This window comes from Noviherbaspirillum sp., from assembly GCF_035627455.1.
Lineage (GTDB): Bacteria > Pseudomonadota > Gammaproteobacteria > Burkholderiales > Burkholderiaceae_D > Noviherbaspirillum.
In genome coordinates, this window is the sequence record NZ_DASPLS010000055.1 from 21,579 (window position 1) to 45,070 (window position 23,492).

18 protein-coding genes are annotated in these 23,492 nt (G+C 65.0%); 3 read left to right on the top strand and 15 right to left on the bottom strand.

Annotation, left to right across the window (positions count from 1 at the left end; genetic code table 11):
- Positions 1-26: 26 nt before the first annotated feature.
- Positions 27-1,514 carry a deoxyribodipyrimidine photo-lyase gene (locus VEC01_RS09825; RefSeq protein ID WP_324900633.1) on the top strand — a complete coding sequence of 496 codons (1,488 nt, stop codon included), beginning with the start codon at positions 27-29 and terminating at the stop codon, positions 1,512-1,514.
- 276 nt (positions 1,515-1,790) lie between these two features.
- On the opposite strand, the gene VEC01_RS09830 is transcribed toward VEC01_RS09825, so the two are convergent.
- The 6 genes from VEC01_RS09830 to VEC01_RS09855 form a co-directional block, all read right to left on the bottom strand.
- Entirely contained in the window at positions 1,791-7,955 is a 6,165-nt protein-coding gene (locus VEC01_RS09830) for an Hpt domain-containing protein (protein ID WP_324900634.1), read from the bottom strand.
- A 96-nt stretch (positions 7,956-8,051) separates the two neighbouring features.
- Positions 8,052-10,364, bottom strand: a complete 2,313-nt coding sequence (locus VEC01_RS09835) for a methyl-accepting chemotaxis protein (RefSeq protein ID WP_324900635.1) — start codon at positions 10,362-10,364, stop codon at positions 8,052-8,054.
- Between the two features lie 70 nt (positions 10,365-10,434).
- Positions 10,435-10,995 (bottom strand): chemotaxis protein CheW, encoded by a 561-nt coding sequence (locus VEC01_RS09840; RefSeq protein WP_324900636.1) that lies wholly within the window; start codon positions 10,993-10,995, stop codon positions 10,435-10,437.
- 25 nt (positions 10,996-11,020) lie between these two features.
- Positions 11,021-11,386: a response regulator transcription factor gene (locus tag VEC01_RS09845; protein ID WP_324900637.1), complete on the bottom strand. Its 366-nt coding sequence runs from the start codon at positions 11,384-11,386 to the stop codon at positions 11,021-11,023.
- Positions 11,387-11,409: 23 nt separating this feature from the next.
- A complete protein-coding gene (locus tag VEC01_RS09850; RefSeq protein ID WP_324900638.1) occupies positions 11,410-11,811 on the bottom strand; it encodes a response regulator in 402 nt (133 codons plus the stop codon).
- A 195-nt stretch (positions 11,812-12,006) separates the two neighbouring features.
- Positions 12,007-12,159 carry a rubredoxin gene (locus tag VEC01_RS09855; RefSeq protein ID WP_040042419.1) on the bottom strand — a complete coding sequence of 51 codons (153 nt, stop codon included), beginning with the start codon at positions 12,157-12,159 and terminating at the stop codon, positions 12,007-12,009.
- 87 nt (positions 12,160-12,246) lie between these two features.
- Between VEC01_RS09855 and VEC01_RS09860 the strand changes: the two genes are divergently transcribed.
- A complete protein-coding gene (locus VEC01_RS09860) occupies positions 12,247-13,077 on the top strand; it encodes a hydroxymethylpyrimidine/phosphomethylpyrimidine kinase (RefSeq protein ID WP_324900639.1) in 831 nt (276 codons plus the stop codon).
- Positions 13,078-13,096: 19 nt separating this feature from the next.
- Positions 13,097-14,380, top strand: a complete 1,284-nt coding sequence (hemL, locus tag VEC01_RS09865) for a glutamate-1-semialdehyde 2,1-aminomutase (protein ID WP_324900640.1) — start codon at positions 13,097-13,099, stop codon at positions 14,378-14,380.
- 377 nt (positions 14,381-14,757) lie between these two features.
- On the opposite strand, the gene corA is transcribed toward hemL, so the two are convergent.
- From corA to mpl, 9 genes are all read right to left on the bottom strand, one after another.
- Positions 14,758-15,723 carry a magnesium/cobalt transporter CorA gene (corA, locus tag VEC01_RS09870; RefSeq protein WP_324900641.1) on the bottom strand — a complete coding sequence of 322 codons (966 nt, stop codon included), beginning with the start codon at positions 15,721-15,723 and terminating at the stop codon, positions 14,758-14,760.
- A gap of 287 nt (positions 15,724-16,010) precedes the next feature.
- Positions 16,011-16,433, bottom strand: a complete 423-nt coding sequence (locus VEC01_RS09875; RefSeq protein ID WP_324900642.1) for a DUF4124 domain-containing protein — start codon at positions 16,431-16,433, stop codon at positions 16,011-16,013.
- A gap of 24 nt (positions 16,434-16,457) precedes the next feature.
- Positions 16,458-17,153, bottom strand: coding sequence for a monofunctional biosynthetic peptidoglycan transglycosylase (mtgA, locus tag VEC01_RS09880; RefSeq protein WP_349256517.1), 696 nt, complete (start codon positions 17,151-17,153; stop codon positions 16,458-16,460).
- Positions 17,150-17,989, bottom strand: a complete 840-nt coding sequence (gene aroE, locus VEC01_RS09885) for a shikimate dehydrogenase (RefSeq protein ID WP_324900643.1) — start codon at positions 17,987-17,989, stop codon at positions 17,150-17,152. The genes mtgA and aroE overlap by 4 nt, the downstream gene beginning before the upstream one ends.
- Positions 17,986-18,885 (bottom strand): energy transducer TonB, encoded by a 900-nt coding sequence (locus VEC01_RS09890; protein ID WP_324900680.1) that lies wholly within the window; start codon positions 18,883-18,885, stop codon positions 17,986-17,988. The genes aroE and VEC01_RS09890 overlap by 4 nt, the downstream gene beginning before the upstream one ends.
- A gap of 53 nt (positions 18,886-18,938) precedes the next feature.
- The gene (locus tag VEC01_RS09895) at positions 18,939-20,924 is read right to left on the bottom strand and encodes a ribonuclease catalytic domain-containing protein (RefSeq protein ID WP_324900644.1); all 1,986 of its coding nucleotides are present in this window, start codon (positions 20,922-20,924) and stop codon (positions 18,939-18,941) included.
- A complete protein-coding gene (locus VEC01_RS09900; protein WP_324900645.1) occupies positions 20,921-21,514 on the bottom strand; it encodes a chorismate--pyruvate lyase family protein in 594 nt (197 codons plus the stop codon). Before VEC01_RS09900 ends, VEC01_RS09895 begins: the two co-directional genes overlap by 4 nt.
- Positions 21,511-22,095: a YqiA/YcfP family alpha/beta fold hydrolase gene (locus tag VEC01_RS09905; protein WP_324900646.1), complete on the bottom strand. Its 585-nt coding sequence runs from the start codon at positions 22,093-22,095 to the stop codon at positions 21,511-21,513. The genes VEC01_RS09900 and VEC01_RS09905 overlap by 4 nt, the downstream gene beginning before the upstream one ends.
- On the bottom strand, positions 22,092-23,468 hold the full coding sequence (mpl, locus tag VEC01_RS09910; protein WP_324900647.1) for a UDP-N-acetylmuramate:L-alanyl-gamma-D-glutamyl-meso-diaminopimelate ligase: 1,377 nt from the start codon (positions 23,466-23,468) through the stop codon (positions 22,092-22,094). The genes VEC01_RS09905 and mpl overlap by 4 nt, the downstream gene beginning before the upstream one ends.
- Positions 23,469-23,492 lie beyond the last annotated feature (24 nt).

A 23,492-nucleotide genomic window follows, 5' to 3' on the forward strand; every position in this document is an offset into this window, starting at 1 on the left:
AACACCGGCCTGCATCAACATTCCTCATGCAACGATTCCTTCAATCCCTCGTCTGGTTCCGGCGCGACCTGCGCAGTTTCGATCATGCGGCGCTGCATCGCGCGCTGGCGGAAAGCGGCAGCGTCCACTGCGCTTTTATTTTTGACAAGAAAATCCTCGATCCGCTGGCGCGACGCGACCGCCGCGTCGAATTTCTTCTGGGCAGCATAGCCGAGCTGGATGAAGAGTTGCGCAAGGCCGGCGGCGCGCTAATCGTGCGCCACGGCGTCGCGGAAGACGAGATCCCGGCGCTGGCAGCGGAACTCGGCGTGGATGCGGTATTCGCCAATCGCGATTACGAGCCGGCGGCGGTCGCCAGGGACGGGACCGTGGCCCGGCGCCTGCACGCGGCCGGCCGCGCCTGGGTCTGCCTGAAGGACCAGGTGATCTTCGACACCGACGAGGTGCTGTCGCAAAGCGGGAAGCCGTTTGCGGTATTCACGCCGTACAAGAATGCCTGGCTGAAAAAGCTGCATGCGAACGAAGAGTCGGCACTGGCGCCCTTTCCGGTGGAGCCGCTTGCGTCGCGCCTGGCGCCGCCGGCGGGCCGCGCCGCGTTGCCCGCGCTATCCGGACTTGGCTTCGAGCAGGCCGGCCTGCTCGATACCGGCATCCGTCCGGGGATGACGGGCGGACAGGCGGCATTCGACGATTTCGTCGAGCGCATGCCGGACTACGGCCGCATGCGCGACTTCCCGGCGTTCAAGGGGCCGTCCTACCTGTCGGTCCACCTCCGGTTCGGCACGGTTTCCATCCGCGGCCTGGTGCGGCGCGCGCTCGAGACGATGCGTGCGGGCGCCGGCGGCGACGGCGCGGCCACCTGGCTGTCGGAGCTGGTCTGGCGGGAATTCTATTTCATGATCCTGCACCATCACCCGCATGTCGTGACGCGCGCGTTCAAGCCGGAGTACGACGCGGTCCGCTGGGAAAGCGGCGAACACGCCGACCGGCTGTTCCAGGCGTGGTGCGAAGGGCGTACCGGCTATCCGCTGGTCGACGCCGCGATGCTGCAGCTGAACCGGACCGGCTACATGCACAACCGCCTGCGCATGGTGAGCGCGAGTTTCCTGGTGAAGGACCTCGGCATCGACTGGCGACGCGGGGAACGCTATTTCGCCGACAAGCTGAACGATTACGACCTGGCAGCCAACAACGGCGGCTGGCAATGGGCGGCGTCGACCGGCTGCGACGCGCAGCCGTGGTTCCGGATCTTCAACCCGGTGACGCAATCGGAGAGATTCGATCCCGAGGGCAGGTTCATCAAGCGCTACCTGCCGGTACTGGCCGGCCTGCCTGCAAAGGCAATCCATGCGCCCTGGCAGGCGGCGCCGGCCGAACTGGCGCAGGCCGGCGTACGGCTCGGGGACAACTATCCGCTGCCGGTGGTGCGGCATGACGAAGCCCGCAAGCGCACGCTGGAACGTTATGCGGTGGTGAGAAAGGCGAAACCCGGCGCGTCCGGCGAAAACGGCTAGCAGGCCATCCAGATGAATTTGATGAATGGGTAGGGTGGGTAGAGCGCAGCGAAACCCGCCGTTTTGGCTACGCTCATCGAGGCGCATGGCGGGTTTCGCTTCGCTCTACCTCGGCGGCCCCACCTCGGCGGCCCCACCCACCCTACGGTTCTTTACCTGCAAAAATCATCTGCACGATCTACTGGCGCATCGGCGCCGGGCTGGCGCAGGCCCGCCCCGGCCATTCGCGCAAAAAAAACCCGCACCAACGGTGCGGGCCGAGTGCGCCAGCCACAATCAGGAAACCGGCACAGCCTTTTCCTTCCTTATGAACCCGGCAATCAGTGCGAGCAGCTGCTCTTCCTGATACGGCTTGCCGAGGTATTCGTTGACGCCCAGTTCCAGCGCGTAGTTGCGGTGCTTGGCGGCGGTGCGCGAGGTGATCATGATGATCGGGATGTGCCTGGTCCGCTCGTCGCCGCGCACGTTGCGCGTCAGGTCGAAGCCATCCATGCGCGGCATTTCGATGTCCACCAGCATCACGTCCGGCGTCATCGATTGCAGATGCTCGAGCGCGTCCACACCGTCCTTGGCCAGCACCACCTGATAGCCTTCGCGCGTCAGCAGGCGCTGCGTCACGCGGCGCACCGTCAGCGAATCGTCAACCACCATCACGATATTCTGCGTACGCAATCCCTGCACCGGCTCGGATGCAGGCACAGCCGGTTCCTGCAGCGCCATCTCGGCAACCGCGCCCATTGATTCCAGCGCGTCCGACGGCGCCAGGCGCGGCGCGCGCGGCTGCTCATGCGCGGCCCGCTGCGCGAGCGGCACCGGATTGAGGATCAGCACGATATCGCCGGAGCCGAGCACCGTGGCGCCCGCGATGCCGCTCATGCGCGCCAGCTGCGGCCCGATGTTCTTGACCACCACTTCGCGGTTGCCGATCACCTCGTCGACGTGGATTGCTACCCGCTCGTTGCCGCTCTTGAGGATCAGCAGCGGCGAATAATGCTGCGACACCGGCGACGCGGCGGTATCGCCGAGCAGGGTCGACAGGTAGTGCAGCGACACGCGCTGCCCCTGCCAGACCACCGCGCCGTCGTTGTAGGCGGAGGCCAGCGCATTGGTCTTGAGCTGCTGCACCTGCTCCACCAGCACCGATGGCACCGCATAGGTCCGGCCGCCGGTCGACAGCAGCACCACCTGAGTCACCGCCAGCGTCAGCGGCAGGTGGATCGTGAAGTGCGCGCCCTTGCCGGGTTCCGACCAGGTCGATACGCGGCCGCCGAGCGCCGCCGCTTCGGAACGTACGACATCCATGCCGATGCCGCGGCCGGCCAGCTCGGTGATTTCTTCGGCAGTGGAAAAACCCGGATGGAAGATCAGGTCGACCACTTCCTCATCGGACATGTCGCCATCCTCGGCCAGCAGCCCGATACGGCGCGCCTTGTCGCGGATGCGGCCGACGTTGAGCCCCTGGCCGTCGTCCGAGAACTGCATCACGACTTCATTGCCCTCCTGCCGGATCTCGACCAGCAGTTCGCCGACTTCATTCTTGCCGGCGGCGCGCCGCAGCTCGCGCGCCTCGATGCCGTGCACGATCGCATTGCGCAGCAGGTGTTCGAACGGCCCGGTCATGCGCTCCAGCACGCCGCGGTCGATTTCCACCGCGGAGCCGCGGATGTCGAGGTTCACCCGCTTGTCGACTTCCTTGGCCGCCTGCCGCGTCACGCGGAACAGCCGCTCGGAAATGCTCGCGAACTGCACCATGCGCACCCGCATCAGGTCCTGTTGCAGTTCGCGCGTCAGGCGCGCCTGCGTCGCCAGGTCGCCCACCGCGCTTTCCAGCGTGCGGGACAGGTTGTGCTGCACCGAGCCGACGTCGTTGACGCTTTCGGCCACCATGCGCGTGAGTTCCTGCAGCCGGGTGAAGCGGTCGAATTCCAGCGGATCGAACTCGCGGTCGGCCGACTGCGCCATGTTGGACGCGATCTGGGTTTCCGCCTGCATTTCGAGTTCACGCAGCTGGTCGCGCAGGCGCGACACGTTTTCCGTCAGCTCAGTCAGGGACTGCTTCAAGGTCCCGACCTCGGTTTCGAGCTTGGAGCGGGAAATCGACACTTCGCCAGCCTGGTTGACCAGGCGGTCGAGGATGTCGGCGCGCACGCGCACCAGCGGAACCGGGCCGGCCGGCTTGGCAACGGCACGCGCTTCCCGCGGCGCGGGCGCCGCGGCAGATTTCCCGGCCTGCACCGGCATCAGCGCGGAAAGCACCACCGGTTCATCGGGTTTCGCAGCCGCGGATGTCACTCCGGGTTCGGCCTCCGGAACGGACGCGGGAACAGCGGCGGCCGGCGCAGCTTGCGCCTGATGCGGATTCTGCAGCTGTTCGAACATCTGCAGCGCCTGGTCATAGCGGATCAGCAGTTCATCGATTGCCAGCGGCGACGGCGTTCCGAGCCGCATCACGTTCTCGATGCGGGTTTCCATGTCGTGCAGATGCTGGCCGAGGTTCATCGCGCCCGCCATGCGCGCGCTGCCCTTGAGCGTATGCAGCGAGCGCAGCATCGATTGCGGCGCCGCCAGCCCGGCCGGCTGTTCCTGCCAGCCGCGCAGCGTCGTTCCCATCTGCGGCAGGATGTCGCGGCCCTCTTCCAGGAAGACCGGCATCAGGTCGGCGTCGAGTTCATCCTTGAGCTCCAGCGCCGGGTCAATCGCGGCGTCGCTTTCCGCGGCAAACACCGGCTCGGCGAATGGTGCGGCAGGCAATGCTGCGCCGGCGGCGGTTCCGGCGTCGCGCTCGGGCTGCCCGTCATCGCGGGCAGTGGCGGCAGCGGCTTCGGCAGCAAGAGGCGGCCGGCTGACGCTTTCCGCCTGCACCGCTGCCGCGCCCTCTTCCAGCGCGGCAAGCGGTTCCAGCATGAGTTCGAAGTCTGCAGGCGCAACGGTCTCCGCCGCCGCCGTCGCCTGTCCCGGTACCCGCCACTCGTCCGTCACCGGAGGCAAGGCATCGCCGATCTCCGGCGCCGATGCGGTCTGCGGAAGAACGTCGGCCTCGCCGCCGCGGGATTCGACATCCTGGCGCAGGCTCGCCAGCAGACGCGCATACTCGGGCTGGTAGGCGGGCATTTCGCCCAGCGCGAACTTCTGCAGCATCAGCTTCAGGCGTTCGATGGTTTGCTCGAGCGTGTCGAATTCGTGCTGCGTCAGGCACACGGGCGTGCGGGCGAGCGTCTGCAGCACCATCTCGAGCGCATGCGCCACCTCTTGCAGCGGCATGAAGCCGACCGTGGCCGAGCTGCCCGCAAGCGAATGCGCCGCATGCACGGCCTGGATATTCACTTCACGCTCGGGCTCATGCCGCCATTCGGCAAAATCCTGGGCAAGCACGCGAACCAGCTCGTCCGTTTCCGCGAGGTAGATATTGTGCAGCGGCACACTGATCTCCAGGTCACCGATGCGCTTGACGTTGTCGTCGCGCCGCACCTCGGGCGCCTGCAGCGTCGGGAACTCGATCACCTCGGCGATTTTCAGCACCGGCTGGTCCGATACCTGCGCTTCCTGAGCTTGCGGCACCGCCGGCGCTGCGGGCCCGGCGGCGCCCGGCTCCTGCGCATCGCCGAACATTGCGTACTCGGCATCGGACAGTTCGATCTCTTCCGCCTGGATCAGCACCTCGGCCGCTTCCGGAGCATCCGGTCCTTGGGCCGCAATGCCGGCCGATGCATCCTCGGTCGCCGCATCCGGGCCGGCATCCGGCGGCGCGGCGGCCTGGCTCTCCTCCTGCGGCTCGAGCTGCAGGTCGAAGGGAGCAAGCCGGTCGACGCCGGCGCCCTGCGCGTGGCCGGCGTCCGTCGCTGCCGGCCGCATCTGCTGCACCGTCGCCGCCGACGCCGCTTCCTGCGCCGCCGGTTCTTCGATGTATTCAAACCGTTCGCCGGCCTTTACCCGCGCCGCCGCCGCAATCAGCGCATCCGGCGTGCGCGACGACTTTCCTTGCAGCTTCAGATCCTGGACCCAGGCGCCGAGCAGTTCCGTTGCCTTGTCCAGCAGCGCATACAGCTCCGCGTCGCCGCTGCGCGCTTCGGACAGCCGCAGGTTGAGTACCTGCTCGATGCTCCACGCCGCTTCCCCATAGGCCATCAGGCCGACCATGCGGCCGCTGCCTTTCAAGGTATGAAAGCAGCGGCGCAGGGTGGTCAGATGCTCCTGGTTGTGCGGCTGGTTGCGCGACTCGGGCATGGTTTGCTTCACCGTGCCAAGGACTTCCTCTGCTTCGCAGAGAAAAATCTCGAGCAGCTCGGCGTCGATCGCTTCGTCCGTCTGCGGCGCAACCAGCGGCGGCAGCGGTTCGGCAGCGGCCGCCGCCGGAACGGTGGCGGTAATGATTTCCGCCAGTGCCTGGGGCGATGCGGAAAAATCGGAACGCCCGAGGATCTCTATACCCGCCTGCGCGCGGTCATTCGCCTCCGGATTGTCGACCAGCGTCGCGTCGAGCCGGATCTGTTCCAGCGATTCCTTCAGCTGCTCCTGCAGTGCCTGGTTATCCGGTTCGATGCTCAGCGACATCGCCAGTTCGGCCGACTGCTGCTGGTGAAAGGCAAGCTCATCCTCGACCGTCGGGAAGCCTTGCGCCGGCCGAGTTTCTTCCGGCGCATCCGGCACAGCCGGCGCTTCCGGCAGCAGCGCCTCTTCGGCGCGGGTTTGCTCGGGCTCGGGCGGCTCGATCAGCCGGGCTTGAAAGGTGCCGGAGCTTTCGTCGAAGGAGAAGCGCTTCTTCGCCTCTTCCGACTGCAGCTGCAGGGTTTCGATGAAGAAGCTGAGCGCGCCGACGTTCTGCGCGACCTGCTGGAATTCGTTTTGTTCCGGCGCGACGTCCGGCTCGGACGCGGCGAAGCGCTTCACCGCCTCGCGCGTATGCTGCACCGTGCGTACCGCATCGTCCTGGTCGAGTACCGCCAGGGCGCCTTCGATCTGGTGCAGCACCTGGTCGAGCTGGCCGAGCCCGAGGCGCTGCGAGGGATCGCGGAAGTATTCGTCGAGCATTTTCTCGACCTGGCGCAGGCTGTTCTGCATCTCGCCGGCCAGCGCCGTCATCGTCTGGCGCTGCTGCGCCTCGCGCGACATGTCGTCGAGCCACGGCGCCGATTGCGCCGGCATCTCGCCGGCCACCACGGATAGCAGGCGCGCCGTCATCGCGTCGGCGCGTTCCGGGAAATTGTCGGGCAGCCGGGAAATCTGACCGAGGGCATTCTCGACAAACAGCAGGCTGGTTGCCATTTCCAGGCCGAGCATGTCGCCCGGCTTGGCGTGGGCGGCGTGCCGCGCGATGCCCTTGAGCTCGCGCAACAGCTTGGACAGCGGCGCAGAATTGAGCTTGCTGCCGGCATCGGCCAGCATGCGCATTTCGTGTTCGAAGGTTTCGGCGAAGCTGACGTCGCCGCCGGCGATGCGGTTCCAGATATTCTTGGCCTGCACCAGCCGCTCCTTGGCTGCCGCGAGCGCATCGATATTGATCTGGCCGTAGCGCTTCTTGTCGTAATCGGCCGGCACCAGTCCGTCGAGCTGGTAGGCGGCGCGGATCTGCCTGGCGCGCGGCGAGGGCTCGGCGATGCGGGCAATGAAGAACAGCGCGTCGCGCAGCAGGCGTTCGGCAATGCTCGGCGACCCCTGCGACAGGCGCCGGATCTGCAGGTTGATGCGCGCGAACAGCTGCTTGACGTAAATCTCGTTCGGGATCTGCCCGGCGGCCACCGCCTCCGCCAGGCCGTGCATCACCCACCAGAACGCGCGCGTTTGCTGGTGCGTCTGCAGGCGCTCGATTTCGTCGACGACCGCGCGCATCGCCGCCGCATTGGCCAGCTCGGCGTCGCGATTGGTGCTCTTCAGGAAGGGCAGCAAGGCCTTTTCGAACTCGTGGCGCAGGCGCATGTAGCGCGAGGGCCGCACGTCCGCACCGGGATCCGCCGGCGGCAGCTGCGGCCGTACTGCGAGGTTCGGGAAGAACAGGTCGGCTGGATGGATGCGCTCGGCGCCGCGCGCTTCGAGCAGCGCGCGGTAGTACGGGAACAGGCGCACCGGCTGGTGCGGCATGCCCGAGAGCAGCTCGTCCAGGTATTCGACCAGCGCCTGATAGCCGTTGCCGATCGCGCCGGCGAGTTCCGCCGTCAGCGTCAGTTGACGCGCATCGATGCGGTCCAGCAGGTCTTCAACGGTTTCGGTGATGATTGCGATGCCGTCGACGTCGACGATCTGCAGCGCGCCGTGCGCCTGGTGCAGGTAGCTCTTCGCATGGCGCAGCGGCGTCAGCCGCGCATCGGCATCCTGCGCCGCGGCTTCATGCAGCGCCGCCCGGGAGCGGTTCAGCGCTTCGCGGATTTCGCCGATCACCCAGGACAGCGGCCCGGTATCGAAACTGTTCCGGACGCCGGGGGACGGGGCGGAAGATGAGGTGGTCATGACTGCCTCGCGGGTCAAATGGCGGCGTACGTCCATGCCGTACGCCGCGCAGCATTACTGGTAAGCCATCAGGCCGCTGGCCGGCGATGAGCGCGATCAGGCCGTCACGCGGAAACGCGACACCGAATTCTTGAGCTCTTCCGCCAGCATCGACAGTTCGCGAATCGACTGCGCCGTCTGCTGCGTGCCTATCTGGGTTTGCTCCGTCACTGTCAGGATGTTCTGGATACTTTGCGCCACACCGTTGGCGGATGTCGCCTGCTGCTCGGTGGTGGCCGAAATGCTTTGAATCAGGTCCGCCAGGCGGTTCGACACGCTGCGGATCTCGGCCAGCGCGGCGCCTGCCGCGTCGGACAGCTTCGCGCCTTCGACCACGCCCTGCGTCGACTTTTCCATAGCGGCAACCGCGTCGTGGGTATCGGTCTGAATGGTGCGCACCAGCGCGCCGATCTGCTTGGTCGCTTCGCCGGAGCGTTCCGCCAGGCGCTGCACTTCTTCCGCCACCACCGAGAAGCCGCGGCCGGCTTCGCCTGCGGACGCCGCCTGGATCGCGGCGTTCAGCGCGAGCACGTTGGTCTGTTCGGTAATGTCGGAAATCAGTTCGGTGATTTCGCCGATCTCCTGCGAGGATTCGCCGAGGCGCTTGATCCGCTTCGAGGTTTCCTGGATCTGTTCGCGAATTTCGTTCATGCCCTTGATCGCGTCTTCCACCGCGCGCGCACCCTGCTCGGCCGCGGCCACCGACTGGCGCGCCACCTCGGCCGATTCGGTCGCCGACTTCGACACGTCGGTAATCTGGGCAGCCATGTCGAGAACCGCCTGGCCGGTTTCCGCGATCTCGCGCGACTGCTTCTGCGATGCGACCAGCAGCTCGTTGGAAATGTCCTGCGCCTGGTTCGATGCCGACGTCACCTGCTCCGCGGTACGCGTAACGCGGCTGACCAGGCCCCGCAGTTCTTCAACGGTGTAGTTCACCGAGTCGGCGATCGCGCCGGTGATGTCTTCCGACACCGTCGCCTGCACCGTCAAGTCGCCGTCCGCCACTTCCTGCAGTTCGTTCATCAGGCGCAGAATCGCGGCCTGGTTCTGGTCGTTGGTGCGCTTCGCCTCTTCCTCCTTCTGCAGGGCCAGCAGGCGCTGCTCTTCCGCTTCCTGGCGGCGCTGGTCGGCTTCCTTGGTGCGGTTGCGGCTGTCCTGCAGCAGTACCAGGGCGATGCCGACGGCGGCGATGATCGCTGCCAGCGCGCTTCCGAGCATCAGCCAGAAAGTCCAGTGCATCGAGTCTTCCTCGGCGCGATAGGCTTTCTGGAGTGCGGTGATGCGCTGCTTCAGGGTTTCGTTTTCCGCGAAGATGAGCTGTTCGGACTGCTTCGCCGCGATGAAGTTTTGCAGGTTGCCGAGGATGGTTGCCACCGATGCCTGGTATTCCGCGAACACGTTCTGCAGCTCGGTCAGTTTCTCGCGCGCGTCCGGATCCTTGGTTGCCGACAGCCGCAGCACGTCGCTGCCGTTCAGGAAGCCTTCGGTGATGTCGCGGAAGGTGTTGGTGTCCTTGCCGAGCAGGAAGGCGGTTTCCGGGTTCACGCCCTCGGAGGTCAGGAATTCGTTGGCGCTGCGTCCCAGGCGCTGGGTCAGCATCACCAGCTGGCCGGCGGCGGAGATTTCACGCGGGGAGGCGCCGGCCTGCGCCTTCAGCGTGGCGATCTGTTCAGTCAGCTCCAGCAGGGTCGGGGACAGGGTATTCAGTTTCTGCAGCGTGGTACCGAAGCCGGTCAGTTCCTTTTTCAGCTTGAGGATGGTTTCCGCCGCCTTGTCCGAATTCGCCCAGACTTTCTGCGTGCCTCCCAGCATGCCGGCCATCTGTTCCGACGGCACCGGAATTTCGCGGCCCTGGTAGTCGCCGCCCTTGGCGAGCACGTTCAGGTCGCGGTTGAATTCCTTGCGGCTTTCCTCCAGCTGCTTGAACGCCTCCAGGTTGCCCTGGATCGCATTCGGCGCCGCCTTACCGATACGCTGCGAGTGCATCAGCGCGTCACCGGCAATCTGCGTCTGTGTCGATGCGACTGTGGAATAGCTGGTATTGAGCATCACGCCGACCACGCCGGAACCGATCGCGCCGAGCAGCGTAAACAGCAGGACGCGCACCTGTTTCTGGAGCGGCAGGTGGCCGACCAGCGGCAGGCGGATATCGCCGGTCTTTTGCAGCGCGTCGCCGATGAAGGTTGCGTTCAGGTTGGTCTCGCCGGCATGCGGCGAGGGAGAGGATACGGCCGCCACGGCATCGTGCACCAGCACGGTGTGGGCCGTTTCCAGCAAGGCATCCGCAGCGATGTCGCCGCTGCCCTTACCGCCTTCTTGAGCAAGTTCTTCTTGTTTTCCCTTGGACAGGAACGGTAGCTTGAATGCCATTACTGAATCTCCTCGTTTATTCTGAAATGCGATCCTGGATTACGAAGCTGGCGGCGCCTGGGACTTGGTGTTATATGCCCACCTGCAGGAACTGCGGGTCCTGCACGATTAAAGAAAGGTCGAGTTCCGTCCACAGCTGGGACTCTCGATCGAGGTATTGATTGGCCGCCCATGGAACGGCGCCGGCATCCTTAGCCGGCTGGCGCTCCATTTCGGCGACGTTGCGCAGACCCATCACGCGCGACACCAGCAAGCCGCTGTTGAACGACAGCGAGGGCCCGAAGGCGACGATGCGGCTGTCCTTGTCGACCGGGGTCGGCGGGAATCCGCGGAAGTGCGCCAGGTCGATCACGCTGATCAGGTTGCCGCGGATATTGGTCAGTCCGAGGAACCAGTTCTGCGTCAGCGGCACCTTGGTGATCGTCCCGACCGACACGATTTCGCCGGCCTCCTGCAGGTTCAGCAGCCAGCGCGTCTGCCCGATCATCACGCCCAGCTGGCTCGCCTGCGCGGCGCTGCCGCTGGTGGCGGCCTGCATGCGCTCGACCAGCTGGGTCTGGAACTCGCGCAGACGCGTGCGGCGCGTGCTGCCTTCGGGATCGGCGACTGCGGTACCGGTCGGTAAATCCAATGAGTGCCGGGTCATGGCGGATCGCTCAGCCGAGTGCCGCGATCTTCGACAGCAGTTCCTGCGGGTCGACCGGCTTGACGATGTAGTCGCGCGCGCCCTGGCGCAATCCCCAGATGCGGTCCGTTTCCTGCCCCTTGCTGGTGCAGATGATGACCGGCACGTCCTGCGTCTCGGGATCGCGGGCGATGGCACGCGTGATCTGGAAGCCGTTCTGGCCGGGCATCACCACGTCCATCAGGATCAGCTGGGGCTTGTCCGCCTTGACCTTCGTCAGCGCCTCTTCGCCGCTTTCCGCCGTCGAGACTGAAAAGCCGTTCTTGACCAGAATATCCGTAAGGAAATATCGCTCGGTCGGCGAATCGTCCACTACAAGAATTTTTTGTATTGGCATCTTGAACCTTTAATCTGGAAAAGTTATTTGGTGAGCAGGGATGCGGTGTGCTCGCGTACCGTCTTCAGGAGGCTGTCCTTGGTGAACGGCTTGGTGAGATAGGCGTCCGAACCGACCATCGCGCCGCGCGCCCGGTCGAACAATCCATCCTTGGACGACAGCATGATGACTGGCGTGGCGTGGAACTTGGCGCTTTTCTTGATGAGCGCGCAAGTCTGGTAGCCGTCAAGCCGGGGCATCAGGATGTCGCAAAAAATCAGGGCCGGCTTGTGGTCGCTCATTTTCGCCAAGGCATCGAAACCGTCATCGGCAAGAACAACCTGGTAGCCGGCCTGGCCAAGAAAGATTTCGGCGGATCGACGAATCGTGCTGCTGTCGTCGATCACCATGATCTTGAGGCTGGCGTTATCCGCTGATGTTGTCATGAAGTCATCCCACTGAACTTCTGCCCAATATACGACCCTACCCTAACAAAAAGCAAGATTCTTAGCAGCAAGACCGCACTGCTTCAAGGGGAGCAACGTGGTTTTTCTGCGAATATCCGCAGGGATATACTATTGGTGAGCAGAATGTTAGTGGAATGACTCTAATCAGAAAGTTGTTGCAAATCTGCTACTTGCTTAAATTGCCACCATTTCGAAGTCTTCTTTCCTGGCGCCGCATTCCGGGCAGGTCCAGTTCATCGGGACATCCTCCCAACGCGTCCCCGGCGCGATCCCCTCCTCCGGCAATCCTGCGGCCTCGTCGTATACCCAGCCGCAGATCAGGCACATCCAGGTCTTGAATTCCTCTTTATTCGTCACGGTTGACTGCCCTTCAATCAAGTAAAATGCAAAGTCGATTATCTTAATCCACGAGACGTGCAAAACCAAAATTCCCCGCTGATCCTCACCTTCGGAACGGCCGACCCGACGGGAAGCATCGGCATCCAGGCCGACCTCGCTTCGTTTGCCGCCATGGGCTGCCATGGACTATCGGTTATCACTTCCATCCTGATCGCCGATACCGCCCGCATCGAGGATGTGCAGGTGATCGACGCGGACTGGGTGGCGGACCAGGCGCGCGTGCTGCTGGAGGACATGCCGGTTGCCGCCTTCAAGGTCGGTGCGGTCGGCAGCCTGGAGAGCGTCACCGCGATCGCGGAAATCGTTTCCGACTATCCGGACATGCCGCTGATTCTCGACCCCTTCCTGTCCGCGATGCCGGACCAGGGGCAGGACAGCGAAGACATGCTGGTGGCCATCCGCGAACTGCTGATCCCGCAAACCACGCTGCTGCTCGCCTCTGCGGTCGAACTGTCCCGGCTGGCGGAAACCTGGCGCGAGCCGACTGCCGAAGATGCGCTGCCGATGGATGCGATGCGCGTCATCGACCTCGGTTGCGAATACCTGTTCGTCACCGGCACCCCGGGCGACATGCACGACGTGACCAACGCACTTTTCGACGAATCCGGCATGCTGCGCAAGGACAGCTGGCCGCGCCTGCCCGGCTCCTTCGCCGGGGCCGGCAGCACCATTTCCGCAACCATCGCCGCCCTGCTTGCCAACGGCATGGAGGTACCGGAAGCAGTCTTCGAAGCGCAGGAATTCACGCACGCCGCGCTCGCCAACGCTCATCGCCTCGGAATGGGGAAACTCACCCCGGACCGCTATTTCTGGGCCAGGGATCCCGACCCGGCCTCCGATCAATAACTGTTTCTCACTTCTTCGTATGACTTCAAAGAACGACACTCTGTTTGCCCGTGCGCAAACCAGCACGCCGGGCGGCGTCAACTCGCCAGTGCGCGCCTTCCGCTCGGTCGGCGGCACGCCGCGCTTCATCACCCGCGCCGAAGGCCCGTATTTCTGGGATGCCGACGGCAAACGCTATATCGACTACATCGGCTCCTGGGGACCGGCCATCGTCGGCCACACGCATCCGCAGGTGGTGAAGGCGGTGCAGGATGCCGCCGCGCGCGGACTGAGTTTCGGCGCGCCGACCGAAGGCGAGATCGAGATGGCGGAGGAGATCTGCCGCATCCTGCCGTCGGTGGAACAGGTGCGCCTGGTATCGAGCGGCACCGAAGCGGCGATGAGCGCGTTGCGGCTGGCGCGCGGCGCGACCGGCCGCGACAAGATCATCAAGTTCGAAGGCTGCTACCACGGCCATGCCGATTCCATGCTGGTGAAGGCGGGCAGCGGCCTGCTCACCTTCGGCAATCCGACCTCGGCCGGCGTGCCGGAGGATTTCGCCAAGCATACGGTGGTGCTCGACTACAACGATGCGCAGCAACTGGAAGAGGCCTTCGGCAAGATGGGCAGCGAGATTGCCTGCGTGATCGTCGAACCGGTTGCCGGCAACATGAACCTGGTGCGCGCGACGCCGGAATTCCTGCAGGCGATGCGCCGTCTGTGCACCCAGCACGGCGCGGTGCTGATTTTCGACGAAGTGATGTGCGGCTTCCGCGTCGGCCTCGGCGGTGCGCAACAGATGTACGGCATCACGCCCGACCTGACGGTGATGGGCAAGGTGATCGGCGGCGGCATGCCGGTGGCGGCATTCGGCGGGCGCAAGGACCTGATGAAATTCCTCGCGCCGCTCGGCCCGGTGTACCAGGCGGGCACTCTGTCGGGCAATCCGGTGGCAGTGGCCGCCGGCATGAGCACGCTGAAACTGATCCAGCAACCGGGTTTCTACGAAAACCTGACCGCGCAGACGGGCAAGCTGGTGCAGGGCCTGTCCGAGGCGGCGAAGGAAGCGGGCGTCGCCTTCTGCGCCGACTCCGTCGGCGGCATGTTCGGCCTCTACTTCGCCGAACGCGTGCCGGGCAGTTACGCCGAAATCATGGCCTGCAACAAGGAGAAGTTCAACGTCTTCTTCCATGCGATGCTGGACCTGGGGGTATATCTGGCGCCGTCGGCGTTCGAGGCCGGGTTCGTGTCGGCCGCGCATGACGACGGCGTGATTGCGGAGACTGTGGAAGCGGCGCGCAAGGCGTTTTCCTCAATACGCTGAAAAGCAACGGCACTGGATCCCGGCCGGGCTGCGGAGGCCGGGCCGCGCGGGCGCGCGCCGGGATGACGACACTGCTTCCATTCGCGCTAAGCGCTCTTGAGTGTCGTTGCCCTGCCTTCCGTGTCGTTCCCGCGCCGGCGGGAACCCATGGTGAGGCTGCCGGGCTGCCTCGGTATGGATCCCCGCCTTCGCGGGGATGACGGCGCTGCTTCCATTCGCGCCGCGCGCTCTTGACTATTGTTTCCCTGCCTTCCGTGTCGTTCCCGCGCAGGCGGGAACCCATGGTGAGGTTGCCGGGCTGCCCCGGTATGGATCCCCGCCTTCGCGGGGATGACGGCGCTGTTTCCAATCGCGCTGCGCGCTCTTGGACGTCGCCGTCACTTCAACCAGCCGCGCTTGCGGAAATACCAGAACGGTGCGACCGCGCTCACCAGCATCAGCGAGAGCGAGAACGGATAGCCCATGGTCCACTTCAGCTCCGGCAGCAGCTCGAAATTCATCCCGTAGATGCTGGCGATCAGGGTCGGCGGCAGGAAGGCGACCGACGCGACCGAGAACATCTTGATGATCTTGTTCTGGTTGATGTTGATGAAACCGACCGTGGCATCCATCAGGAAGTTGATCTTGTCGAACAGGAAGGCGGTGTGGCCGTCGAGGGATTCGATGTCGCGCAGGATCTGGCGCGCCTCCTCGAACTGCTCGGCGTTCAGCAGCCGCCCGCGCATCAGGAAGCTGACCGCCCGGCGCGTATCCATCATGTTGCGGCGGATACGGCCGTTCAAGTCTTCCTCCTGGGCAATGGCGTTGAGCGCGGCGGCGGCATCCTGGTCTGTCAGTTCCTTCTGCAGCACGCGGCGGCTGACGTCTTCCAGGCTCTGGTAGATGCCTTCGAGCGCATCGGCGGAATACTCGGCGTCGGTCGCGTACAGGTCGAGCAGCACATCCTTGTAATCGCCGATCGACCCCGGACGCGAGCGCGCACGCATCCGCACCAGCCGGAACACCGGCAGGTCATCGTTATGGACCGAGAACAACATGTTCCGTGCCAGGATGAACGCCACCGTCACCACCCGGGACGGGCCGTCATCCTCTTCCAGCAGGAAGTCGGTGCGCAGGTGCAGATCGCCGTTTTCCGCTTCGTAGTAACGGGCTGACGCCTCGATATCCTTGACCTCATCCTCTCCCGGAAGCGTCACGCCATAGATGCTTTTCACCCATGCGCGTTCCTCGTCGTTCGGATCGGTCAGGTCGACCCAGACCGGGGCAACATTCTCCAGGTCGCGCCTGGTTTCGATGTTGACCTGGTTCAGGCGCCCGTTCTGCAAGACGAAAACATTGATCATGTGCTCTCCCGGCTGCATTTTGTAAACGCAGCCATCCCGCGGGTCATACGCGCGGGGTGATTCTCAACACAGGGAACGCGGCCACGGATGGCCTGGACGCGCCCGCCCACCAAAGCATGGCGAGAGGCGCGGAAGGAGGGTGCCTTGGCGCTAACTCGCCGGTTGACCGTGCAGTGACGGTCGACTGTGTGTACTGGGACTACCCAAGACGGGTCTCCGGAAAACGAAAACAGCGCAAGTGTACTGATATCGATGAAGGCAGGCAAGCGGGCATGGCGAGCAACAGACTAGCGTTCGACAGCCTTGTCGATCGCCTTGTCGCGCATGGTCGGCGCGCCCTCCTCCGGCACCGGCGCCGCTGGAACCTTCGGCGCCTCGAAGCCCCGCGTATCGTGGATCTTTACCTGCTGGCTGGTGGGATTGCCCTTGCCGCACTCCACATTGGAATACACCACCTTGCCGTCCACCATGCACTTGCGCACATCGGCCCCCGCTTGCGCTGCCGCCGGGATGACCGCGCCGCCGACGCCCTGCTGCACCTGTTGCACCGCCTTGCCGGCATCGCCGCCGGCAAGCTTTTTCCAGCCTTCGGCGAAATAGTTGCGCTCGTAACGCGCCGACATCAGTCCGACCATCGCCGCCAGCGTGACGATGCCGACGATGACCGCCGTCCACAGCAGGCTCAATCCCTTCTGGTACCGCTTATGCATGGAAGTTCTCCCTTTTTGTTTTCGTCACGGCAGTTCCGCCGCGTTCATCCGGCGCAGGATCAGGTCGGCACGCCGCGCCAGGTAAGCCGATCCGGGATTCCTGTCGTAAAACCGCGGACGGGGAAGCATGACCGCGAGACGGGCGGCCTGCGCCGGCCCGAGCTGCGCAGCGGAGACGCCGTAGTAATGCTGCGCGGCGGCCTCCGCGCCGAACACGCCCACGCCCCATTCCACCACGTTCAGGTAGATCTCGAAGATGCGTTCCTTCTCCATCATGGATTCGAGCATGTAGGTGATCGCGACTTCCTGTGCCTTGCGCAGGTAGCTGCGCTCGCCGGACAGGAACAGGTTCTTGGCCAGCTGCTGCGTGATGGTGGAACCGCCGGCGACCACCTTGCCCTTCCTTGCATTCTTTTCGTAGGCCTTCTGCATCGCCTCCCAGTCGACACCCTCATGCTCCGAGAACCGCGCATCCTCGGCGGCGATGATCGCGCGTTTCAGATGCTTCGAGATCCGGTCGTACGGCACCCACTTGTGCTTGAGCTGCGCCTTCGGGTTCTGTTCCCGCAGGATGGACAGCTGCCGGTCCATGAAGGCCGTCGACGAGGGGTTGTGATCGATCCACCACCAGATCTGCGCAACGAAGTACAGCTGCAGCGCCAGCACCGCGAGGACCGGCGCCAGCACCAGCCACAGCAGCAGTTTGCGCAGCAGCTTCATGCCGCGACCCCGGTGCGCAGCGCGGCGCGCAGGTCGGCGAACACCGGGGCGGTTTCCGGACGCACGCCGCGCCAGACGAAGAACGATTCGGCCGCCTGCTCGACCAGCATGCCCAGCCCGTCGCGGGCGACCGCGCCGTGCCGCTCGGCGAACTGCATGAATACCGTGGGAGCCTTCCCGTACATCATGTCGTAGGCCAGCGCCCCGGACCGGAACGCGCCCGGGGGAACCGGCGGCAGGTCGGCGGACAGGCTGGCGGAGGTGGCATTGATGACGACATCGAAGGCGCCGTCCAGCGATCCGAAATCAGAGGCCGCGACCTTGCCGGCGGCGGCGAACTGCTGCGCCAGCTCCTCGGCCTTCGACGCGGTGCGGTTGGCGATCACGAGTTCGGCCGGCGCCTCGCCCAGCAGCGGCAGCACCACACCGCGCGCCGCGCCGCCGGCGCCGAGCAGCAGCACACGTTTGCCGTTCAACGGCGTGGCGGCGTTCCGGACGATGTCGGCAACCAGCCCGACGCCGTCGGTGTTGTCGCCGAGGATGCCGCCCTGCTCGAACTTCAGCGTGTTCACCGCGCCGGCCGCGCGCGCACGGTCGGTGAGCGCATCCGCGCGCGCATACGCTTCAAGCTTGAAAGGAACGGTCACGTTCGCGCCCTTGACGCCCTGCGCGGCCAGGTCGTTGATGGTCGCGACGAAGCTGTCGAGCGGCGCCAGTACCCGGTCGTACACCAGATGCTGCGCCGTCTGCGCGGCGAACCGGGCATGGATGTCGGGCGACTTGCTATGCGCGATCGGGTTGCCGATCACGACGTAGCGGTCCGGCGCCTGCGTCATTTGCGTCCTCCCAGGAAGTCCGCCTCCAGCGTGTCTTCATTGGTGAAGCGGAAGCGGAAGACGAAAATCCACACATCGTCCTTGCCGTTGGTGCGCATGTTGGGCGGGAAGACGCCGAAGGGCGCGGAACGGCGCACGATGCGCTTGGCCGCGTCGTCCAGCGCGGGCACGCCGGAGGAACGGTCGACGGTGATTCCGCCGTCGCCGTCCTGCCTGTACAGGCTGCCATCCTGGTAGACCGAAATGGACAACGTCAGGTCGCCATAAATTTTCCTGCCGTCCTTTTGCGGAAAATTCAGCGTGCCGATGTTTTCGATCCGGCGCTGCATCGTATCGCGGTAGAAGGCATGACCGGCTTCGCGCGTGCTCGGCGAGATGTAGGTGCGCTTCGGACGCTTGTTCTCGTCCTCGATGCGCTTGTTGATCTCCGCCTCCTGCCGCAGCAGTTCCCGCATGGTTTCCGTCGCATCGACGCCATCGGTGCGCGCCGGGGTTTCCTGGCGCTGCCCGGGGTCCTTGACCGGCGGCGCCGCGAGCGGCGTCTTCTTCTGCAGCTGCGCCATCATGCGCTGCTGCATCTCCTGCAGTTCCTCGATACGCTGCCGGGCGGTCTTCATGCCGTCGCCGTTCTGGGTGCGGCGCATGTCGGGCAACGGCGACTTCGCACGGCCGGCATCGGCATTGCCGCCGCCGTCGAGGTTGGCCTGCGCCAGCGCCTCCGCCTTGACCGGCTTGCGGTCATGCTTGGCGTTGACGAGGATGACTTCCAGCCCGGGATCGATGGGCTTGAACTTGAAGGAATCCGGCGGCGCGAACCGCACCGCCAGCAGCGCGCCATGCAACAGGACCGACGCCGCGACAGCGATGGACAACGTGCGGTTTTCGAGAATCAGCATCACGCGGGAAAAACTGGCGGTTCAGAAGCCTAGGATTTTACGATAAACCCCGCTTACTTAGACGCTGATTCGGCATTCGCTTCGGCTTCTGCAATGGCAATTTCTTCATCTTCGATCGCCACCGCGTCGGCTTCGGCCGTCGCCGTTGTCACTTCGATCAGCCGCGCCTCGACCGTGAGGTCCACCTCATCCCAGCGGATCAGGTCAAGCCGGACCTGGGTACCGCGCGCGACCTGCGGCATGCCGGGCAGGCGCAGGATGAGCGGAATATCAACCAGGCGCAATACCTCGTCCTTCAGCACGACCGCATTCACCTGCCTTGCGTTTTCCTGCGCCAGCCAGCGCAGGCACCAGTAGCGTTCCATGTTGCCCTGGAAGTCCGCATAGGCGGCGTAGGCGGCGTCGAAAGCGGACACGATCGCGAACAGGTCGGCATCCTTGGGCTTGAACGGCGCCGCCAGCGGGGCAGTCACGCCGTGCTCGACGCAGGCAAGGATCTGCCACTGGTTCACCAGGTCGGTATAGCGCCGCAGCGGCGAGGTGCTCCACGCATACTGGTCCACGCCCAGACCCTGGTGGGGTGCCGCATGGGTGACCATGCGCACCTGCATCCTGGCCGCCCAGCCGCCGCCTCCGCCGCCCTGGGCGCGGTAAATGCCCGGCACCCCGTGCTCGTGCATCAGCCTGCCCCAGGTGCTGTTGGCGAAGATCATCAGTTCGGCAACGATCTTGTCCAGCGGCGCGCCGCGCTTGCGGCGCAGGATGGTGACGACGTCGTCTTCCACGTAGAAATTGAAGTCGACCCGGTTCGCCTGCTCCGGCTTCAGGCCGAAGCTTTCGCGTTTGGCCATGCGCCCCATTTCCAGCACCTGCGCCCATTGCCAGAGCAGGCCGATCTCGCTCTTGTGCGCATAGTCGCCGCTGCCCGCGGCCAGGCTTTCCTCGGTAACCATCTCGTCGAGGTCGTTGTGCCGCAGGTTGGCGGCAATCGGGACCGCCTCCGCCCTGGTCTCGGTGGCCACCACCGACCAGTCGGATGGATCGAGCGTCGCGTACAGCGATACCGCCGGGCAGGTACGGCCTTCGGCGAGAGTGAAGGATTCCACCAGTTCGTCGGGCAGCATGGTGATCTTGTCACCCGGCATATAGACGGTGGACAGGCGTTGCCGCGCGATCGCGTCGATCGCGTCGCCGCGCTTGATGCCGAGGCCGGGCGCGGCAATATGGATGCCCACCCGTACCTTGCCGTCGGCCTGCCGTACCACGGAGAAGGCGTCGTCGATTTCGGTCGTGGTGACGTCGTCGATGGAAAACGCCTGCACATCCGCCACCGGCAGCGAGGACACGCCGGGCAGGCTGATGGACGGGAAGCGCGTGCCCTTCGGGAAGTGCTCGAACAGGAACCTCGACAGATGCAGCTCCTTCGGCGATGCGATACCGCCCGCCGCGAGCATCAGCCGCTGCGGTGATACCTGGAGCGCGCTGCTCGCCTCTTCCAGCGCCTTGTATTCGATGCCGTTCTTGTCGGGCTTGAACAACAGCTGTGTCACGATGGGCTTGAAGGCGTCCGGCAACTGGTGCGCCTTCAGCTGCTCGACGTACTGCGCCTGCACCAGCGCCTGCTGCTTCTTCTTTTCGATGCCGGCCAGCGCCGCCTTCAGCGACGCTTCGGGCGCGGCCTTGTAGCGGCCCTTGCCCTTTTTGTAGAAATAAACCGGCGCGCTGTGCAGCCGCAGCAGCAGGCCGGCGGCTTCATGCGGCTTGGGCTCATGGCCGAAATATTCGGCGCCCAGCTCGGCATAGCCGAATTCCTCCTGGCCGGCGACTTCCCACAGGAAGTCGAGGTCGATTTCCTCCGCCAGCGATTTCGCGTCGCTCAGCACCTGCGCCGGGTCGGGCGAGGCGAACTGGAACAGGATGTCGCGGGCCTTGACCTTGGTGCGCTTGCCGGTCTGCAGTTCAACCTGGTACGCCTCCCCCTGCTGGGACAGGACGGTACCGGCCTTGAAATCGCCGGATTCTTCAAAAAACAGATTCATCGGATGTTTTGCTTGTCAGCTTGTTTAATCGGTGTCCGCAGGTTCAGGATCGCCGGCAGGAAGAGTTCGGTCACCAGCAGTACGCCGCGGCGGCGCCGGTACAGGCAACGCCGCGCGAACAGCGGCGCGCGGAAATCCGCGCCGCCAAGCGCGGCACTGGCGCGGCGCACCAGCGGATGCTGCCGGCACAGCCTCGCGTACTGCAGCGCGCCGCGCGTCACGCGCGGATCGCCGAACAGCGTGGTGCCGAGCGAACGCTCGCCGAGCGTGCCGAAGAACGGCCAGTCGTAGGTTGTCGCATCGAGAGGCACGATGGTGTGTGCGAACACCACCGGCCTGCCGTCGCACTGCAGCAGCACTTCCCGCTCCTGCACGAGCCGGCGGCGCGGCAGTTCCACCGCGGCGAATTCATCGGCCAGGCAAAGCCCGCGTTCCTGACGCAGGCGCCGCACCCGGAACTGCTCGCTGCGCGCGGTCAGTTTCATGGTCAGGGACACGGTGTCCGTCAGCCAGTCCCGCATCTGCATGCTGGCGTTGACACCGTTCACATGCGAAAGCCAGCGCGCATGACCTACCCCGTACGGCCTCACGCGGCCGCTCCCGTGTCGATGCCGCAGAAGGCAAGCACGCGGTCTAGGTACTTGTCGAAATCCGAAATGCCGTGGTCGCTGCCTTCGATGATGCATTGCTGCGCGCCGGGATAGCGGGCAACCATCTCGCGCCAGTCGAGCACTTCATCGCCGGTTGCCGCCAGCAGCAGGTAGCGTTCCGGCCGGGTGATCCGTTCGACCGCAAGCGCCTGCAATTCGCCGACGTACTCGCGCTTGAATTCGAACGGTTCGCCGGAATGAAAGGTGGTTGCGGCGCCCACATGCTTGTCCAGGTCGCGCGCGGGGTCGACCGCCGGATTGAGCAGCACCGCGCGGCAGCCCAGCCGCTCCGCCAGCCAGGTGGCATAGAAGCCGCCGAGCGAGGAGCCGATCAGCGTCAGCCGTTCGGCGGGGACGCTGCCTGCGAGCCGCTCGGCCAGCGCAATCGCCTCGCGCGGCGAGGCGGACAGCTGCGGGCACTGATATTCGCCGCCGCGCCCGAGCGCGGCCATGCGCGCTTCGATCATGCGCGCCTTGAACGACAGCGGCGACGAACGGAAACCGTGGAGGTAGAGAATCATTGCGACAGCGTGTCCAGGATCTTCTGATGCACGCCGCCGAAGCCGCCGTTGCTCATCACCAGCACATGGTCGCCCGGTTGCGCCGCCGTCACGATCGCCTGCACCAGCGCACCCAGTTCGTCATAGGCGGCAGCCTTCGCGCCGAGCGGCGCGAGCGCTTCGCCGAGGTTCCAGCCGAGCGCATCCTTGCCGGCCTTTGCGCCGTAGCCGAACACCAGGTCGGCATCGGACAGGCTGCCGGGCAGCGCCTCCTTCATGGTGCCCAGCTTCATCGTGTTCGAACGGGGTTCGAGCACTGCCAGGATGCGGGCGGCGCCGACTTTCCTGCGCAGGCCGGCCACCGTCGTGGCGACCGCCGTCGGGTGATGGGCGAAGTCGTCGTAGACGGTGATGCCGTTGACCACGCCGCGCACTTCCATGCGGCGCTTGACGCTTTCGAAGCGCGACAGGGCTTCGATGGCCAGCGCCGGCGCGACGCCGACGTGGCGGGCGGCGGCGATCGATGCCAGCGCATTGAGCCGGTTGTGCTCGCCGGTCAGGGACCAGTTCACCGTGCCCTGGACCTCGCCGTTGAAGCGCACGTCGAAGCTGCCGTCCTCATGGTCCCGCAGCCCCCAGCCTGCATCGCCGGACACGCCGAACCATTCCTTCTCGCTCCAGCAGCCGCGCGCGACCACGCGCTGAAGCGATTCCTCGCGTCCGTTGACGACCAGCCGGCCGACGCCGGGCACGGTACGCACCAGATGGTGGAACTGGGTTTCGATCGCGCCGAGATCCGGGAAGATGTCGGCATGGTCGTATTCCAGGTTGTTCAGGATCGCGGTCCTGGCGCGATAATGGACGAACTTGCTCCGCTTGTCGAAGAAGGCGGTGTCGTATTCATCCGCCTCGATCACGAAGAAATTCGAGTCGTCCGCCTTGCCGGCGAGCCGTGCCGAAATGCCGAAGTTCATCGGCACGCCGCCGATCAGGAAGCCGGGGTCATAGCCGGCGTCTTCCAGGATCCAGGCCAGCATGGAGGAGGTCGTGGTCTTGCCGTGCGTGCCGGCGACCGCCAGCACCCATTTGTTGCGCAGGATGTGTTCGCCTATCCATTGCGGACCGGAGGTATAGGGCAGGCCGCGGTTCAGGATTTCTTCCATCAGCGGATTGCCGCGCGAGACGACATTGCCGATCACGAACAGGTCGGGCTGCAGGTTCACCTGCTCCGGGCCGAAACCTTCGATCAGTTCGATGCCCTGCGCCTGCAGCTGCGTGCTCATCGGCGGGTAGACATTGGCGTCGCAGCCGGTCACCTTGTGGCCGGCTTCCTTGGCCAGCACCGCCAGGCCGCCCATGAAGGTGCCGCAGATGCCGAGAATGTGGATATGCATTGTGGTGATTCAATATAAGTAAAA

Coding starts and splice junctions, on each gene's coding strand:
- VEC01_RS09855 (WP_040042419.1), bottom strand. CDS start 12,159: ATGTGCCTGATCTGCGGCTGGGTATACGACGAGGCCGCAGGATTGCCG.
- hemL (WP_324900640.1), top strand. CDS start 13,097: ATGACTTCAAAGAACGACACTCTGTTTGCCCGTGCGCAAACCAGCACG.
- VEC01_RS09845 (WP_324900637.1), bottom strand. CDS start 11,386: ATGCCAATACAAAAAATTCTTGTAGTGGACGATTCGCCGACCGAGCGA.
- VEC01_RS09890 (WP_324900680.1), bottom strand. CDS start 18,885: ATGCTGATTCTCGAAAACCGCACGTTGTCCATCGCTGTCGCGGCGTCG.
- VEC01_RS09830 (WP_324900634.1), bottom strand. CDS start 7,955: ATGACCACCTCATCTTCCGCCCCGTCCCCCGGCGTCCGGAACAGTTTC.
- VEC01_RS09875 (WP_324900642.1), bottom strand. CDS start 16,433: ATGCATAAGCGGTACCAGAAGGGATTGAGCCTGCTGTGGACGGCGGTC.
- VEC01_RS09835 (WP_324900635.1), bottom strand. CDS start 10,364: ATGGCATTCAAGCTACCGTTCCTGTCCAAGGGAAAACAAGAAGAACTT.
- corA (WP_324900641.1), bottom strand. CDS start 15,723: ATGATCAATGTTTTCGTCTTGCAGAACGGGCGCCTGAACCAGGTCAAC.
- aroE (WP_324900643.1), bottom strand. CDS start 17,989: ATGACGCAGGCGCCGGACCGCTACGTCGTGATCGGCAACCCGATCGCG.
- VEC01_RS09895 (WP_324900644.1), bottom strand. CDS start 20,924: ATGAATCTGTTTTTTGAAGAATCCGGCGATTTCAAGGCCGGTACCGTC.
- mpl (WP_324900647.1), bottom strand. CDS start 23,468: ATGCATATCCACATTCTCGGCATCTGCGGCACCTTCATGGGCGGCCTG.
- VEC01_RS09825 (WP_324900633.1), top strand. CDS start 27: ATGCAACGATTCCTTCAATCCCTCGTCTGGTTCCGGCGCGACCTGCGC.
- mtgA (WP_349256517.1), bottom strand. CDS start 17,153: ATGAAGCTGCTGCGCAAACTGCTGCTGTGGCTGGTGCTGGCGCCGGTC.
- VEC01_RS09850 (WP_324900638.1), bottom strand. CDS start 11,811: ATGACAACATCAGCGGATAACGCCAGCCTCAAGATCATGGTGATCGAC.
- VEC01_RS09905 (WP_324900646.1), bottom strand. CDS start 22,095: ATGATTCTCTACCTCCACGGTTTCCGTTCGTCGCCGCTGTCGTTCAAG.